This is a genomic window from Nonomuraea sp. NPDC049624, from assembly GCF_040675255.1.
GTDB lineage: Bacteria > Actinomycetota > Actinomycetes > Streptosporangiales > Streptosporangiaceae > Nonomuraea.
The window spans coordinates 142,689-157,619 of sequence record NZ_JBFAOR010000002.1 but is presented as its reverse complement, the minus strand read 5'-3'; the positions used below and the strand labels follow the sequence as shown (position 1 = coordinate 157,619).

15 protein-coding genes are annotated in these 14,931 nt (G+C 70.7%); 8 read left to right on the top strand and 7 right to left on the bottom strand.

Annotation, left to right across the window (positions count from 1 at the left end):
- Positions 1-18 precede the first annotated feature (18 nt).
- Genes AB0J76_RS06985 through AB0J76_RS06975 form a run of 3 tightly spaced genes read left to right on the top strand, consistent with a single transcriptional unit; the run spans position 19 to position 1,389 of the window.
- Positions 19-441, top strand: a complete 423-nt coding sequence (locus AB0J76_RS06985) for a roadblock/LC7 domain-containing protein (RefSeq protein WP_185844483.1) — start codon at positions 19-21, stop codon at positions 439-441.
- Between the two features lie 26 nt (positions 442-467).
- Positions 468-830, top strand: coding sequence for a DUF742 domain-containing protein (locus tag AB0J76_RS06980; protein ID WP_125631446.1), 363 nt, complete (start codon positions 468-470; stop codon positions 828-830).
- The gene (locus tag AB0J76_RS06975) at positions 811-1,389 is read left to right on the top strand and encodes an ATP/GTP-binding protein (protein WP_352321413.1); all 579 of its coding nucleotides are present in this window, start codon (positions 811-813) and stop codon (positions 1,387-1,389) included. Before AB0J76_RS06980 ends, AB0J76_RS06975 begins: the two co-directional genes overlap by 20 nt.
- Here AB0J76_RS06975 and AB0J76_RS06970 read toward each other — a convergent pair.
- Complete coding sequence (locus AB0J76_RS06970; RefSeq protein WP_352321415.1) at positions 1,386-1,787, bottom strand: hemerythrin domain-containing protein; 402 nt, start codon at positions 1,785-1,787, stop codon at positions 1,386-1,388. The genes AB0J76_RS06975 and AB0J76_RS06970 overlap by 4 nt on opposite strands.
- A 74-nt stretch (positions 1,788-1,861) precedes the next feature.
- Here AB0J76_RS06970 and AB0J76_RS06965 point away from each other — a divergent pair, with 74 nt between their 5' ends.
- A complete protein-coding gene (locus AB0J76_RS06965; RefSeq protein WP_352321416.1) occupies positions 1,862-2,314 on the top strand; it encodes a MarR family winged helix-turn-helix transcriptional regulator in 453 nt (150 codons plus the stop codon).
- Here the strand turns inward: AB0J76_RS06965 and AB0J76_RS06960 are convergent.
- Positions 2,303-3,070 carry a TetR/AcrR family transcriptional regulator gene (locus tag AB0J76_RS06960; RefSeq protein ID WP_352321418.1) on the bottom strand — a complete coding sequence of 256 codons (768 nt, stop codon included), beginning with the start codon at positions 3,068-3,070 and terminating at the stop codon, positions 2,303-2,305. The two genes, AB0J76_RS06965 and AB0J76_RS06960, sit on opposite strands and share 12 nt — an antisense overlap.
- Before the next feature lie 80 nt (positions 3,071-3,150).
- Here AB0J76_RS06960 and AB0J76_RS06955 point away from each other — a divergent pair, with 80 nt between their 5' ends.
- The gene (locus AB0J76_RS06955) at positions 3,151-4,089 is read left to right on the top strand and encodes an ATP-binding cassette domain-containing protein (protein ID WP_352321420.1); all 939 of its coding nucleotides are present in this window, start codon (positions 3,151-3,153) and stop codon (positions 4,087-4,089) included.
- Entirely contained in the window at positions 4,086-4,874 is a 789-nt protein-coding gene (locus AB0J76_RS06950) for an ABC transporter permease (RefSeq protein ID WP_352321422.1), read from the top strand. The genes AB0J76_RS06955 and AB0J76_RS06950 overlap by 4 nt, the downstream gene beginning before the upstream one ends.
- Positions 4,875-4,879: 5 nt before the next feature.
- On the opposite strand, the gene betA is transcribed toward AB0J76_RS06950, so the two are convergent.
- The 5 genes from betA to AB0J76_RS06925 are packed head-to-tail and all read right to left on the bottom strand — an operon-like array spanning position 4,880 to position 11,433.
- Positions 4,880-6,526 carry a choline dehydrogenase gene (gene betA / locus AB0J76_RS06945; RefSeq protein WP_352321424.1) on the bottom strand — a complete coding sequence of 549 codons (1,647 nt, stop codon included), beginning with the start codon at positions 6,524-6,526 and terminating at the stop codon, positions 4,880-4,882.
- Positions 6,502-7,437, bottom strand: a complete 936-nt coding sequence (locus AB0J76_RS06940) for an ABC transporter substrate-binding protein (protein ID WP_352321426.1) — start codon at positions 7,435-7,437, stop codon at positions 6,502-6,504. The genes betA and AB0J76_RS06940 overlap by 25 nt, the downstream gene beginning before the upstream one ends.
- Before the next feature lie 56 nt (positions 7,438-7,493).
- Positions 7,494-8,471 (bottom strand): ABC transporter substrate-binding protein, encoded by a 978-nt coding sequence (locus AB0J76_RS06935; RefSeq protein WP_352321428.1) that lies wholly within the window; start codon positions 8,469-8,471, stop codon positions 7,494-7,496.
- Positions 8,468-10,381 carry an ABC transporter permease subunit gene (locus tag AB0J76_RS06930; RefSeq protein ID WP_352321430.1) on the bottom strand — a complete coding sequence of 638 codons (1,914 nt, stop codon included), beginning with the start codon at positions 10,379-10,381 and terminating at the stop codon, positions 8,468-8,470. The genes AB0J76_RS06935 and AB0J76_RS06930 overlap by 4 nt, the downstream gene beginning before the upstream one ends.
- Positions 10,378-11,433: a glycine betaine/L-proline ABC transporter ATP-binding protein gene (locus AB0J76_RS06925; protein ID WP_352321432.1), complete on the bottom strand. Its 1,056-nt coding sequence runs from the start codon at positions 11,431-11,433 to the stop codon at positions 10,378-10,380. Before AB0J76_RS06925 ends, AB0J76_RS06930 begins: the two co-directional genes overlap by 4 nt.
- A gap of 341 nt (positions 11,434-11,774) precedes the next feature.
- On the opposite strand from AB0J76_RS06925, the gene AB0J76_RS06920 reads away from it, so the two are divergent.
- The gene (locus tag AB0J76_RS06920) at positions 11,775-14,453 is read left to right on the top strand and encodes a nitrate- and nitrite sensing domain-containing protein (RefSeq protein WP_352321434.1); all 2,679 of its coding nucleotides are present in this window, start codon (positions 11,775-11,777) and stop codon (positions 14,451-14,453) included.
- Entirely contained in the window at positions 14,453-14,875 is a 423-nt protein-coding gene (locus AB0J76_RS06915) for a roadblock/LC7 domain-containing protein (RefSeq protein WP_352321436.1), read from the top strand. The genes AB0J76_RS06920 and AB0J76_RS06915 overlap by 1 nt, the downstream gene beginning before the upstream one ends.
- Positions 14,876-14,931: the final 56 nt, after the last annotated feature.

Sequence of the window (14,931 nt, the reverse complement as noted above, 5' to 3'; positions counted from 1 at the left end):
TCCCGCTGGGGAGGATGCGTGACAACGCTGAGCCATGAAGCGCACCGCTTCGACTGGCTGATCACCGACTTCGTGCGCAACACCCCGGGGGTCGCGCACGCCGTCGTCGTCTCGGCGGACGGCCTGTGCCTGGCCGCCTCCGAGGGTTTCCCGCCGGACCGGGCCGACCAGCTCGCGGCGGTCTCCGCCGGTCTGCTGAGCCTGACGGTGGGCGCGTCCAGGGTGTTCGAGGGCGGCGCGGTGTCGCAGACGGTCGTCGAGATGCAGCGCGGGCTGCTCCTGGTCATGGCGATCAGCGACGGCTCCGTGCTCACGGTGCTGGCGGGTCCTGATTGTGACATGGGGCTGGTGGCGTACCAGATGACGCTGCTGGTAGACAGAGCGGGACAGGCGCTCACGCCGGCCCTGCGCGCCGAACTCCAGGCCGCCAGGACCCGGTGATGTGATGGAACTGATGGGAGAGGGCCGTGTACGGCAGTGACGGGACCGGGGACGACGAGCCCCTGTTCCGTCCTTACGCGGTGACCGGCGGCCGTTCCGAGCCGCGGTATCACCTCGCGATGGAGACGCTGATCTCGTCGATGTCGATCCCGGACGACGAGATGGCCATGCTCACCCCCGAGCAGGAGGCCATCATGCAGCTCTGCAGGACGTTCCGGTCGGTCGCCGAGATCTCGGCCCTGCTCCGCGTCCCGCTGGGCGTGGCGAGGGTGCTAGTGGCGGACATGTCAGACGAAGGTCTCGTCCGCCTGCACCAGCCACGCCTCAGCCAGGGACAGCCAGACCTCAACATGCTCGAAAGGGTGCTCAGTGGACTTCGCAGGCTCTAGCCCCGGGCTCACTTCGACGAAGATCGTCGTCGCTGGTGGGTTCGGCGTCGGCAAGACGACGTTCGTGGGGGCGGTGTCCGAGATCCTCCCGCTCACCACGGAAGCGGTGATGACCGACGCGTCCGCGGGCATCGACGACCTCGGGTTGACGCCGAACAAGCAGACCACCACCGTCGCCATGGACTTCGGCCGGCTCTCGCTCGACCGCGACCTGATCCTGTACCTGTTCGGCACGCCCGGACAGCACCGGTTCTGGTTCATGTGGGACGACCTGGTCCGCGGCGCCATCGGCGCGGTCGTGCTGCTCGACACCCGCCGCCTGGCCGACAGCTTCCCCGCCATCGACTACTTCGAAGAGGCCAAGCTGCCGTTCGTGGTGGGCATCAACGGCTGGGACGGGCAGTTCCCGCACACCGACGACGAGGTGCGCGAGGCGCTCGCGCTGGGCTCGCACGTGCCGATCGTGCGCACCGACGCGCGCAACCGCGAGTCGGTCAAGACGACGCTGATCTCGCTGGTCGAGCACGTCGTACGGCTGCGCGCGGCGCCCGTCCGCTAGCCGCCGACCGCCCACGGGACGCTCTCCAGCGAGTTGAGCACGGGCACCAGCGCCCGCTCCTCGACGTCGAAGTGGCTCTCCAGCTCGGCGGCGACGCGTTCGATCGCCGCCGGGTCGCTCGCCGCCCGCAGCTCCTCGACCAGTGCCGCGATCACCTCGTGCTCGCGGCGCAGCCGGTCGAGCGCCTCCTTCAGCTCCGGGCGCGTGCCCTCCAGGAACGGGAACGCCACCCGGTCCTCGCCGGAGTGGTGGAAGCTCAGCGCGGCGCAGAAGGTCAGGCAGTGGGCCCGCAGGTCGTCGGTGACGGCCCCGCCCGCGCGCAGCTTCGCCAGCTCGCCCCTGAACCAGTCGTGCACCTTGACCAGCTCGTCGCCGAAGGCCCGCACCCGCTCGTCCATGTCACTATCCTTTGCTCAGACGACGACAAATTAGCTTTGTGAACAAAGCTAATTTAGACAGCAAGGTATTGGCGATGTCAACCGACGGCTTGAGCGTGGACGAAGGCATCAGGACGCTGCTGCTCCTGATGCCGCGCATGGTGGGCCGGGCCAAGCGGCTCAAGGTGCCCGAGGCGCTGCGGTCCTTGTCGCTGGCCCCCCGGCACCTGTCGATGCTGGCCTACCTGCTGTTCGACGGCCCGACCACGGTCAACGAGCTGGCCGGGCGCCTGGAGGTGGCGCCGGCCACCGTGAGCCTGATGGTGGGCGAGCTGAGCAGGAAGGGCGTGCTGGAACGCCGCGAGGACGACGCCGACCGCCGCCGCACGATCGTCAGCATCGCCCCGGCCCACCAGGAGGCGATCACCGAATGGCTCGGCTACGGCGCCACGGCCTGGCGGGCCGCGCTCGACCCGCTGACGCCGCAGGAGCGGCAGACGTTCGTGCGCACCCTGCTGGCCTACGAGCAGGCGTTGTCAGCCCGCTGACCGGCTGTCCACCAGCACCTCGACGCCGTCGAGCACACGCTGGAGGCCGAACTCGAAGGCGTGCTCGGGGCTGTAGGCGGCCTGCAGCGCCTCCCCGGCCGCCTGGCCGACGCGCGAGGCCGTGGGGAACATGGCCGGGTCGGAGATCCGGCTGAGGAAGGGCGCGTGCGCGGCCCACCACTGCACGTCCGTCATGCCGGTCTGGCTCTCGGCCTGGGCCGCCTCCACCGCGCCCCGCGCGGTGCCGTGCACGAAGCCGGTGACCAGCGTGATCACCGAGTCCATCTCCAGGTCGGTCAGGCCGATGCCGTCGATGGCGCGCAGCTCGTAGTCGTACTTGGCGGTGACGTTGGGGCCGAGGACCGGGCGGCTCGCCGCCACCTGGAGCAGCCATGGGTGGCGCAGGTAGAGGGCGAAGTTCTCGCGGGCGATCAGCTCCAGCCGGGCCCGCCAGCCGCCCGGCACGTCCTCGGGGCGGGCGGTCTCGCCGTAGACGGTGTCGAGCATGACGTCGAGCAGCTCGGGTTTGCCGGGCACGTACGTGTAGAGCGACATCGTGCCCACGCCCAGCTTCTCGGCCACCCGGCGCATGGACAGCGCCGCCAGCCCCTCGGCGTCGGCCACGTCGATGGCGGCGCGGACGATGCGCTCGACGCTCAGCTCCGGCTTGCCCTTGCGGCTGGCCCGTTCGCTCGTCCGCCACAGCAGCGCGAGGCTGCGGGCCGGGTCGCCCTTGCCCGGGTACTCAACAGTCACCCTCGTACGGTACACCGTACGGTTGCGTGCGTCGAGCGTATGCTGTACGGTACGCCGTACGATTCGATAGGGAGGTGGCCATGTCCGCAGTGCTCGCCCAGGGCCTGCGCAAGACCTACGGCTCGAAGACGGCGCTCGACGGCGTCGATCTCGACGTGCCCGCGGGCACCGTCTACGGCCTGCTCGGGCCCAACGGCGCCGGGAAGACCACCGCCGTCCGCATCCTCACCACGCTGCTGCGCCCCTCGGCCGGCCGGGCGGAGGTGGCCGGCTTCGACGTGACGGCCCAGCCCCGCCGGGTGCGCGCCGCCATCGGCCTGGTCGGCCAGCAGACGGCCGTGGACGAGATCCTGACCGGCCGGCAGAACCTGGAGCTGTTCGGCCGCCTCCACCACCTGAGCGCGCCGGCCGCCCGCGCCAGGGCCGCCGAGCTGCTGGAGCGCTTCGGCCTGACCGGGCACGACGGCCCGGCCAAGGAGCTGTCCGGCGGCCTGCGCCGCCGGCTCGACCTGGCCGCGAGCATGATCCTCGCGCCGCCCGTGCTCTTCCTCGACGAGCCCACCACCGGCCTCGACCCGCGCAGCCGCGCCGGGATCTGGAACGCGGTGCGCGAGCTGGTCGCGGGCGGCACGACCGTGCTGCTGACCACGCAGTACCTGGAGGAGGCCGACCAGCTCGCCGACCGCGTCGCGGTGATCGACTCGGGCCGGCTGGTGGCCGAGGGCACGCCGGAGGAGCTGAAGTCCAAGCTCGGCGGCGACCGGCTCGACGTGGTGATCAACGACCCGGCGCGGCTCGACGAGGCGGCAGCGATCCTCTCGGGGGCCTCCGCGGGCCCCGCCGAGATCGACCGGGACACCCGGCACGTCAGCGCCCCGGTGGGCGACCGGGTGAGCGCGCTCACCCGGGTCCTGCCCGCGCTGGCGGCGGCCGGCATCGAGGCCGCCGACGTCGCGCTGCGCCGGCCGACCCTCGACGAGGTCTTCCTGAACCTGACGACCGTGGGAGGCGATCGATGACCGCACTCAGATGGGCGCTGGCCGACGGCTGGACCGTCGCCCGCCGCGACCTGATCCACTGGGCCAACCAGCCCATGACGCTGGTCTTCGGGGTGCTCTTCCCCGTGGTGATCACCCTGGCCTTCGGCTACCTGTTCGGCGGCGCGGTCGAGGTGCCCGCCGGGGCCGACTACTTCGCCTTCCTCATGCCCGGCATGTACGGCATGACGATGCTCTTCGGCCTGAGCTCCACCATGGTGGCCGTCTCGTCCGACGTGTCCAAGGGCGTCACCGACCGTTTCCGGTCGATGCCCATGGCGCCCTCGGCCGTGCTGACCGGGCGGGCGGTGGCCGACCTGCTCAACTCGGTCCTGATCCTGGGCGGGCTGTTGTTGTGCGGCCTGGCGGTGGGCTGGCGGCCGGCCTCCGCCGGGGGCGCGCTTGGCGCGATCGGCCTGCTGCTGCTCCTGCGCTTCGCCCTGCTGTGGGCGGGCATCTACCTCGGCCTGCTCACCCGCGAGCCGGGCGCGGTGGTCGCGATCCAAACCCTGGAGTTCCCGATCGGCTTCCTGTCCAACGCCTTCGTCGCGCCCGGCACCATGCCCGGCTGGCTGGGCGCGATCTCGGAGTGGAACCCGCTGTCCTCCACGGTCGCCGCCACCAGGCAGCTGTTCGGCAACCCGGGCTGGGGCGGCGACTCGTGGGTGGCCGAGCACGCCGTGACGATGGCGGTGTTGTGGCCGGTGGCGATCACCGTCGTGTTCTTCGTCCTGTCCGTCCGCCTGTACCAGCGCCTGGACCGTTAGCCCGCTCAGGCGTGGCGGTGGAAGGCCGTGGTGTCGGGGGCGAGGGGGGTGTTGCCGAGGATCAGGTCGGCGGACTTCTCGGCGAGCATCATGACCGGGGCGTAGATGTTGCCGTTGGTGACGTACGGCATGGCCGAGGCGTCCACGACGCGCAGGCCGTCCAGGCCGTGCACGCGCATGGTGCCGGGGTCCACCACGGCCAGGTCGTCCACGCCCATCTTGCAGGTGCACGACGGGTGGAGGGCGGTCTCGCCGTCCTTGGCCACCCAGGCCAGGATCTCCTCGTCGGTCCGGACATCCGGGCCGGGGGAGATCTCGCCGCCGTCCAGGCCGGCCCAGGCGGGCTGGGACAGGATGGCGCGGGCGTGCCTGATCGCCTCCACCCACTCGCGGCGGTCCTGCTCGGTGGAGAGGTAGTTGAAGCGCAGCGCGGGCTTGGCGCGGGGGTCGGCCGAGCGGATCCGCACCGAGCCGCGGGCGTCGGAGTACATCGGGCCGATGTGCACCTGGTAGCCGTGCCCGCCGGCCGGGGCCGAGCCGTCGTAGCGCACGGCGATCGGCAGGAAGTGGAACATCAGGTTGGGGTACGCGACGTCGTCGTTCGAGCGGATGAACCCGCCCGCCTCGAAGTGGTTCGTGGCGCCGGGGCCGCGCCGCAGGAACAGCCAGTCGGCGCCGATGAACGGCCGCCGCCACATCGCCAGCGACGGCTGCTGGGAGACGGGTTGCGTGCAGGCGTGCTGGACGTAGACCTCCAGGTGGTCCTGGAGGTTCTCGCCGACGCCCGGCAGGTCGTGGACCACCTGCACGCCCACGGACTCCAGGAGCGCCTTCGGCCCGACCCCGGACAGCTGGAGCAGCTGGGGGGTGTTGATCGCGCCGCCGCACAGCACGACCTCGCGCGCCGCGATGCGCTCGCCGCCGCACTGGACGCCCACCGCCCGCGTCCCCTCGAAGAGCACCTTCTCCACGTGGGCCCGCGTCCTGACGGTGAGGTTGGGACGGCGGCGCACCGGATGCACGTAGGCGCGGGCGGCGCTGAGCCGGCGGCCCCGGTGGACGTTGCGGTCGAAGGCGGCGAAGCCCTCCTGGCGGTAGCCGTTCACGTCGTCGGTGAGCGGATGGCCGGCCTGCTGGACGGCCTCGAAGAACGCCTCGAACAGCGGGCCGCGGGCCGGGCCGCGCTCCAGCTTCAGCGGGCCGTCGTCGCCCCGGAAGGGCGAGCCGGGATCGGCCAGGCAGTTCTCCATGCGCTTGAAGTAGGGCAGGCAGTGGGCGTAGTCCCAGTTCTCCATGCCGGGATCGGCGGCCCAGCGCTCGTAGTCGAGCGGGTTGCCGCGCTGGAAGATCATCCCGTTGATGCTGCTGGAGCCGCCCAGGACCTTGCCGCGCGCGTGGTAGATGCGCCGGCCGTTCATGTGCGGCTCGGGCTCGGACTCGTACTTCCAGTCGTAGAACCGGCTGCCGATGGGGAACATCAGCGCGGCCGGCATGTGGATGAAGACGTCCCAGAGGTAGTCCGGCCGGCCCGCCTCCAGCACCAGCACGGACACCGACGGATCGGCGCTCAGCCGGTTGGCCAGGGCGCAGCCGGCCGAGCCGCCGCCCACGATGACGAAGTCGAAGCTCAACGCGGGATCCAGTCCTTCCACACGATCTTGTTCTCCTCCACCCACTGCCGGGCGGCCTGCTCGGCGGTCTTCTTGCCGTTGATCATCTCGGCGGCCACGGCGTTCTGGTTGTCGTTGGTCCAGGTGAAGTTGCGCACCAGCTCGTACGCCTTCCCGCCGCGCTCGGCGAACCGCTTGCTGACGATCTTGTCCAGCAGGTACGGCGGGTAGTCGCAGGCGACCTTGGCGGGCACGTCGTCGCACCCGACCGCGTACGGAGGCAGGTTGACCTTGACCAGTTTGACCTTGGTGAACAGCCATTGCGGTTCGTAGAAATACATGAGCAGGGGGGTGCGGGTGCGCGCCGCCGTCTGCGCGGCCTTGATCAGTGCGTCCTCGCTGCCGGAGTAGACGACCTTGTAATCGAGGCCGAGGTTCTTGATGAGAACCTCGTCGTTGGTGACGAATGTCGGGTCCCCGTCGAGCACCTGACCCAAATTTCCGGTTTTGGAGGTCCGGAATAGGTGGGCGTACTTGTTCAGGTTCCGATAGTCGGTTATGTCGGGATATTTCTTGACCATCCACTCGGGGACGTACCAACCGATCACGCCTTTGTTGCCGGTGAGCCCGGCCGACAGCGCCACCTTCTTCTGCTCGATGTAGATCTTCTTCTCGTTGTTGTGTCCCCAGTTCTCGACGATCACGTCGACCTTGCCGGATTCGAAATCGCCCCAGGATTTCTTCTCCTCCATCCGGCGCGTGTTGACCTTGTAGCCCAGCTCGTGTTCGAGCAGGTAGGCCAGGACGGCGGCCTGGGCCTCGTATCCGATCCAGGCGTGCACGTCGATGTTGACCGTGCCCCTGGCGGCGACCCCGGTCTCGGGGGCGCCGCCGGAGCAGGACGTCAGGAGCAGGGCCGCGAGCAGCGGCCCGGTCAGCTTCTTGGTTCGCATGAGAGGTCTCCGCGACCGCGCCCCCGCCCGGCCGGGAGGGACGCGGTCAAGAGGGGTCACTTGGGGAGCCAGGCCTGCCACTTGGCGGTGTTGGCCTCGACCCACTTCTTGGCGGCCTGCTCGCCGGTCAGGCCGTTGTTGGTCATGTCGTTGGCGACCGCGTTCTGGTCCTCGTTGGTCCAGCTGAAGTTCTTGACCAGCTCGTACGCCTTGCCGCCGGTGTCGGCGAACTTCTTGCTGACGATCTTGTCGAGGTCGAGCTCGGCGTAGTCGCAGGCGACCTTCTTGGCGTCGGCGTCGCAGCCCTCGGTGTACGGGGGCAGGTTCACCCGGGCCAGCTCGACCTTGTCGAACAGCCAGTGGGGCGTCCAGAAGTAGAACAGCAGCGCCTTCTTCTGCGCCTGCGCCTGCTCGGCCGCCTTGAGCAGGGCCGCCTCGCTGCCGCCGGTCACCACCTTGTAGTTCAGCTTGAGGTTCTTGACCAGGGCCTCGTCGTTGGTGACGTAGCTCGGGTCGCCGTCGAGGAGCTGGCCCTTGCCGCCGGACTCCGACGTCTTGAACAGGTCGGCGTACTTGTTCAGGTTCTTGTAGTCGGTGATGTCCGGGTACTTGTCGGCCATCCACTTGGGCACGTACCAGCCGATGACGCCCTTGTTGCCGGTGGAGCCCGCCGAGAGCGCGACCTTCTTCTCGTCGATGAACTTCTTCTTCAGGTCCGGATGGCCCCAGTTCTCGATGATGACGTCCACGTCGCCCGTCTCGAAGCCCTCCCAGGCGACCTGCTCCTTGATCTCGGGCAGCTGCACGTCGTACTTGAGCTCGTTCTTCAGCAGGTAGGCGACGACGTTCGCGCTGGCCTCGTAACCGACCCACGGGTTGATCGCGATCTTGACGGTGCCGGTCGTCGCCGCGCCGGAGGCGGCGGCGGCCGACGGGGCGGCGGCGCTGGGGGAGGTCTCCACCTTGGCGCCACCGCCGCAACCCACGGCGGTGAGGCCGACAACGAGCAGGCCTGCGAGCAGGCGAATCTTCATGTGCGCTTCCTCTTTCGGGGGGAAGGGCGCCTGTCGGCGCCCTGCGTGATGCGGTCGAGCATGACTCCGAGCAGGACGGTCGCGATGCCCGCCACGAAGCCCATGCCGAAATCCGTGCGCTGGGAGAAGCCGACGACCACGTCGTAGCCGAGCGCGCCCGCCCCGACCAGGCCGCCGACGACGACCATGGCCAGCGTCATCACGATGCCCTGGTTGGCGGCGAGCAGGATGGCCCGCCGCGCCATCGGGAGCTGCACCTTCCACAGGAGCTGGCCCGGGGTAGAGCCGGCCGCCGCGGCCGCCTCGACGACCGTGCCGGGCACCCCTCTGATGCCGTCCTCGACCAGGCGCACCACGGGCGGCACCGCGTAGATCACCGAGGCGAAGATCGCGGTGAACCGGGTCGTCTCGAACAGGGCCAGCGCCGGCAGCAGGTAGACGAACGCGGGCATGGTCTGGGCGGCGTCCAGCAGCGGGCGCTGAACGGCCGACCAGCGCGGCGAGCGGGCCGCCGCCACCCCCAGCAGCAGGCCGACGACCAGGGTGACGAGCACCGCCACCGCGACCGTGGTCATCGTCTGCATGGCGTGCTCCCACACGCCGAGCAGCGCGATCGCCAGCAGGCAGCCGAGCGCGGTCAGCGCCGGGCGCACCCCGCTCAACCGCCAGGCCAGGGCCAGCACCGCGAGGGCGACCAGCCACCACGGGGCAGAGGTGAGCAGGCCCTCCAGCGGGTTGAGCAGGAAGGCCGAGGTCAGGTCCTTGACGAAGGTCGTGACCGGGTACCAGGTGGTCTCCGCCCAGCGGACGGCGTCGTTCACCGCCCCGGCGAAGGTGACCGTCAGGCCGGCGGGCCAGCCCGCGGGCAGCGCGAGCCCGGCCGCCACGCCCGCGACCGCCAGCGCCGCCGCGACGGCCAGGTCCGGCCGGCCGAGCGAGGCGTGCGCCTGGCGGCGGGCCACCGACATGAGCATGCGGTCGAGCACGACGGCCATGACCACGATGGCCAGGCCCGCCGGGAGCATCATGCCGACCTGGGCCCGCGACAGACCGCGGATGATGTCGCCGCCCAGGCCGGGGGCCGAGATCAGGTTCGCGATCACCACCATCGACAGCGCCATCATGATGGTCTGGTTCACCGCCAGCGCCATCGTCGGGCGGGCCAGCGGCAGCTGCACCTTGAACAGCGTCTGACGGCGGGTCGCGCCGAGCGACGCCGACGCCTCGACCGCCGTGGCGGAGACCTCCTGGACGGCCAGCGCGGTGATCCGGATCGCCGGCGGGATCGAGTAGATCATCGTCGCGATCGCCCCGGCCGGCGCGCCGATGTGGAAGAACAGCACGAGCGGCGCCAGGTAGGCGAACGTCGGCATGATCTGCATGACGTCCAGCACCGGCGTCAGCACCCGGCGCACCCGCGCCGACAGCCCGGCCCAGACGCCGAGCGGCACGCCGACCGCCAGCGACAGCAGCACCGAGGCCGCCACCAGCGCCAGCGTGTCCACGCTCGACTGCCACAGCCCGAGCACCCCGAACGCGCCCACGCCCGCCGCCGCGAGCAGCGCGATGCGCCGGCCGCCGGCCAGCCAGGCCAGCGCGGCCAGCACGCCGATGAGACCGGGCCAGTTCAGGGCGGTGAGCGCGGTCTGGAAGAAGGTGTAGACGCCGTCGACGAACAGCCGGATGTAGTTGAGGAAGTACAGGAAGAGCGGGCTCTCGTTGCGGTGGTCGTCGATCCACTCGCGCAGTTCGGTGACCGCCAGGAACTGCGGCGCCTCCTTGTCGTGCGGCAGCGTGCCGGTGCCGCGGAAGACCAGGTACGCCACGGCGAACAGGATCGCGACCCCGGCGGGAGCGGCCCATCTGGGGATCCTGAGCCTGGCGGGGGCGCTGACCGCGGTGGTGCTCACGCGCCCGCCCTCACCGCGGCGTCCGCGCCGGCGAGGAAGGACAGCAGGTCCACGCGGTCCACGACGCCGGTCAGCTCGTCGCCGTCCATCACCCGGATCGGGCGGGAGGAGGCCGAGGCCGCGGCGATGGCGTCCTTGACCAGGGTGGTGGCGGGGAGCTGGGGGCCGTCCAGCGGCTCGCCGGGCTCGGGGGCGCGGCGGATCCAGCGCAGCGTCAGCACGTGGCTGCGCGGGACGTCGCGGACGAAGTCGGCCACGTAGTCGTCGGCCGGCGCGCCCACCAGCTCCTCGGCCGTGCCCAGCTGCACGATCGAGCCGGCCCGCATGATGGCGATGCGCTCGCCCAGCTTGAGCGCCTCGGACAGGTCGTGGGTGATGAACACCATCGTCTTGCCGACCTCGCGGTGGAGCCGGATCACCTCGGTCTGCATGTCGCGCCGGATCAGCGGGTCGAGCGCGCTGAACGGCTCGTCGAACAGCATGACCTGGGGATCGACGGCCAGCGCGCGGGCCAGGCCGACGCGTTGCTGCATGCCGCCGGAGAGCTGGTCGGGGTAGGAGGCGGCGTACCCGTCGAGGCCGACGAGGGTGAGGATCTCGGCGGCCCGCGCGTGCCTGGCGGCCCTGGGGGTGCCCTGGATCTCCAGGCCGTAGGCGACGTTGTCGATGACCCTGCGGTGCGGCAGCAGGCCGAAGTGCTGGAAGACCATGCTGACCCGGTGGCGGCGCAGCTCGCGCAGCCGGGCGGGGGAGGCGCGGCCGACGTCCTCGCCGCCGATGCTGATGCGGCCGGCGGTGGGCTCGACGAGCCTGGTCAGGCAGCGTACGAGGGTGGACTTGCCGCTTCCCGACAGGCCCATGACGACGAAGACCTCGCCGGGGCGCACCTCGAAGCTCACGTCGCGGACGGCGGCGGTGCACCCGGTCTTCTCTCGCAGAGCGGCGGGGTCGAGGTGTCTGTCCTCGCTGTCCAGCACCTTTTGCGCCCTGGATCCGAAGATCTTCCAAAGCCCTTCGACGCTGATGGCCGCGCTGTCGGGAGAATCCCGCACCCTCGCCTCCTCGATTGCCGGGGGCTCAACATATGCGGTGAATAACGCAAATCTCAACGCTGTGACCTGTGAGAGACCTGGCTGCTCCTCCCGTGTTATGCGCTTGGAACGCACTAAACGCCCATATGTGGACATATGAATGTATAGGGGGCTATTTCTGGTTGGAGAGACGGCGAGATGGGGCTCCAGCTTTCGTCCCACTGGGCACAGAAGTTGAATTTCGCACCGATATGTGCGGGTGGCCACCTCCGCTTAGGATGTGTTCCAATTACCCGCACTTGCTGATTTCTCTCAAGGGCCACAGCCCTGACAAATACGCCGATTCGGGCGAGGTGCGTTCGGTGACAACACAGCTGGGCGAGCGGCAGGCCGTCGAAGGCAACTGGCGCCTGCGCAATTGGCGCGTACGTGCGCGCCTGGTCGCCCTCATCCTGGTGCCGACCGCCGCCGCCGTGCTGCTGGGCGGCGTCCAGGTGCTGTCCTCGACGGGCGCCGCCGCCGACTACGACCGGACGAACCGATTAGCCGTGCTGTCGGAGCAGGTGGGCGACCTGACCCACCAGCTCGCCGGCGAACGGGCCAAGACCGCCTGGTACATAGCCAGGAACCGGCCCGTGAACGGCCTCGGCGGCGTGCGGTCCCAGATGGACCAGGTGGACGTCGCCATCAGGGAGGTACGCGGCACCGCCCAGCAGATCCTGGCCGACGTCGAGGGCCGTACCGCCGACCAGATCGAGAACATGCTCTCCCGCCTGGACGACCTGACCTCGCTGCGCGAGCAGGCGATGGACGCCGACCTGCTGCCCGGCCCGGCCGTCGACCTCTACACGACGGTGATCGGCGACCTTCTGTCCATCCACACCGAACTGATCAAGGGCAGCTCCGACGACGAGCTGTTCCGCCAGACCCGCATGCTGGACGGCCTGGCCAGGGCGAAGGAGAGCGTCTCCTACCAGCAGGCGCTGCTCACCACCGTCCTCGTCGAGGGCGCCTTCGGCCAGGACCAGCTCAAGCGCTTCCTCGGCGAGCTGTCCGCCGAGACCGCCGAGCGCAGGGGCTTCGCCGCCGAGGCCACCGCCGACGAACGCCGCTTCTTCGACGAGACCGTCAACGGCCGCAGCGCCGACCGCATGTTGTTCCTGCGCGAGCTGGTGCTCATCAGGGTCTCGGCCGGGTTGCCGCTGCGCGGCCTCGACCTGGCCAAGCACGACGACGCCAAGGAGTGGTTCGACGCCTCCAACGTCGTCGTGGACTCCATGCGCAAGGTCGAGCAGCGCCAGGCCGCCGGGATCGTGGCGCGCAGCGCCACGCTCAGCGCGGAGGAGCAGCGGCGGGCGCTGGTCCTCGCGGGCGCGGTGCTCGCGCTGCTGGTCGCCGTCCTGCTGATCACCACCGGCGTGGCCAGGTCGCTGGTCCGGCCGCTGCGCCGGCTGCGCGGCGAGGCGCTGGAGATCGCCGGGCGCCGGCTGCCGGACTTCGTCCAGCACCTGCGCGAGTCGCGCGACGGCGCGGTGGACGCCGAGGTGCCGCCCATCGGCATCTTCTCCAGGGACGAGGTCGGCGAGGTCGCCCGCGCCTTCGACGAGGTGCACCGCGAGGCCGTCCGGCTGGCGGGCGACGAGGCGCGGCTGCGCTCCAACGTCAACGCCATGTTCGTCAACCTGTCGCGGCGCAGCCAGACCCTGGTCGAACGGCAGCTCACCCTGATCGAGCGCCTGGAGCGCGGCGAGCGCGACGACGAGCGCCTCGGCGACCTGTTCAAGCTCGACCACCTGGCCACCCGCATGCGCCGCAACAGCGAGAACCTGCTGGTCCTGGCCGGTCAGGAGGCCGCGCGCAAGTGGAGCGAGCCGGTCGAGCTCATGGACATCGTGCGGGCGGCGCTCGGCGAGGTCGAGAGCTACGACCGGGTCAGCGTCCAGGCGCAGTCCGACGTCGCCATCGCCGGGCAGGCCGTCACCGACGTGGTGCACCTGCTGGCCGAGCTGGTCGAGAACTCGGTCTCGTTCTCCTCCAGGGACACCAAGGTGATCATCTCCAGCAGCCGCATCGACGGCGGCGGCCTGATGGTCTCGGTGACCGACAACGGCATCGGCATGACCCCCGAGGAGCTGGCCGAGGCCAACTGGCGGCTGGCCCACCCGCCGGTCGTGGACGTGTCCGTGTCGCGGCGGATGGGGCTGTTCGTGGTCGGGCGGCTCGCGCTGCGGCACAACATCAAGGTGCAGCTCCGCCGCCAGGACGTCGGCGGGCTGACCGCGATGGTGCTGATCCCGGAGATGCTGCTCGCCGCCGTGCCCGGCTCGGTGCCCGGGCACCTGCACGGCTCGATGGCCACGACCGCGCACGCCCCGGCCATGTCCGCCATGGGCCGCCCGGACCAGGGCCGCGCCGAGCCCTTCCAGAGCGCCGAGCCCTTCCGAAGTGCCGACCCGTTCCAGGCCGCTGAGCCGTTCCAGAGCGCCGAGCCGTTCCGGGGCGCCGAGTCGTACGCGCCGCCCACGGCCCCCATGCCGGCCTACGGGCACCCGTCGTTCGACCCGATGCCGTCCGCGTCCGAGTCGTCGTGGTTCACCTCGTCCTCCTCGCAGTCGGTCGAGCCGCCGCAGCCGGAGCCGCCGGCGTCCGGCGCGTCCTACCCGTCGTTCGCCACGGGGCCCGAGCCGGCCGGGGCCGAGCCGGCGGCCGGGAACGAGTTCCTGCCGATCTTCGCCTCGGTCGAGGAGAGCAGCTGGTTCAGCAAGGCCGCGCCGACCGCCGACCGCCGGGACCCGGCCTGGTCATCGCCCGCCGACCAGGGCTGGCAGGCGGCGAGCACGACCGCCGAGCCCGCCAGGGGCGGCACCACGAACTCCGGCCTGCCCAAGCGCACGCCGCGAGCGAATCTGGTACCGGGTACCGCGGTTCCCCAGCCGCCGCCCGCGCCGGTTCCGCCGCCGTCCCCTGACCGGCTGCGCAGCCGGCTGGCCAGCTACCAGCAGGGCGTGCGCAAGGGCCGGGCCGAGCTAGAGGAGGACTGATGAAGGAACTGAGCCAGGGGGCCAGGGACATCAACTGGCTGGTGAGCGCGTTCGTCGAGGAGGTGCCCGGCGTGGCCCACGCCGTGGTCGTCTCCGCCGACGGCCTGCCGATGGCCTTCTCCCGTGGCTTCCCCAAGGACCGCGCCGACCAGCTCGCCGCCATCGCGGCCGGGCTGGTCAGCCTGACGCAGGGGTCGGCGCGGGTCTTCGAGGGCGGCGGCGTCACGCAGACCCTGGTGGAGATGGAACGCGGGCTGCTGCTGGTGATGTCGATCAGCGACGGTTCGTGCCTGGCGGTGCTGGCCGCGCCCGACTGTGACATGGGCCTGGTGGCGTACCAGATGACGATTCTGGTGGAACGCACGGGGCAGGTGCTGACCCCTGCCGTACGGGCGGAGTTGTCATCCGCGCGCCCCTGGTGATGGGAGTGGACGTTGGCATCGTGGCATGACGAGGAGCCGGAGCCCCAGCGCAGCTC

Coding starts and splice junctions, on each gene's coding strand:
- AB0J76_RS06965 (WP_352321416.1), top strand. CDS start 1,862: ATGTCAACCGACGGCTTGAGCGTGGACGAAGGCATCAGGACGCTGCTG.
- AB0J76_RS06970 (WP_352321415.1), bottom strand. CDS start 1,787: ATGGACGAGCGGGTGCGGGCCTTCGGCGACGAGCTGGTCAAGGTGCAC.
- AB0J76_RS06950 (WP_352321422.1), top strand. CDS start 4,086: ATGACCGCACTCAGATGGGCGCTGGCCGACGGCTGGACCGTCGCCCGC.
- AB0J76_RS06935 (WP_352321428.1), bottom strand. CDS start 8,471: ATGAAGATTCGCCTGCTCGCAGGCCTGCTCGTTGTCGGCCTCACCGCC.
- AB0J76_RS06955 (WP_352321420.1), top strand. CDS start 3,151: ATGTCCGCAGTGCTCGCCCAGGGCCTGCGCAAGACCTACGGCTCGAAG.
- AB0J76_RS06940 (WP_352321426.1), bottom strand. CDS start 7,437: ATGCGAACCAAGAAGCTGACCGGGCCGCTGCTCGCGGCCCTGCTCCTG.
- AB0J76_RS06915 (WP_352321436.1), top strand. CDS start 14,453: ATGAAGGAACTGAGCCAGGGGGCCAGGGACATCAACTGGCTGGTGAGC.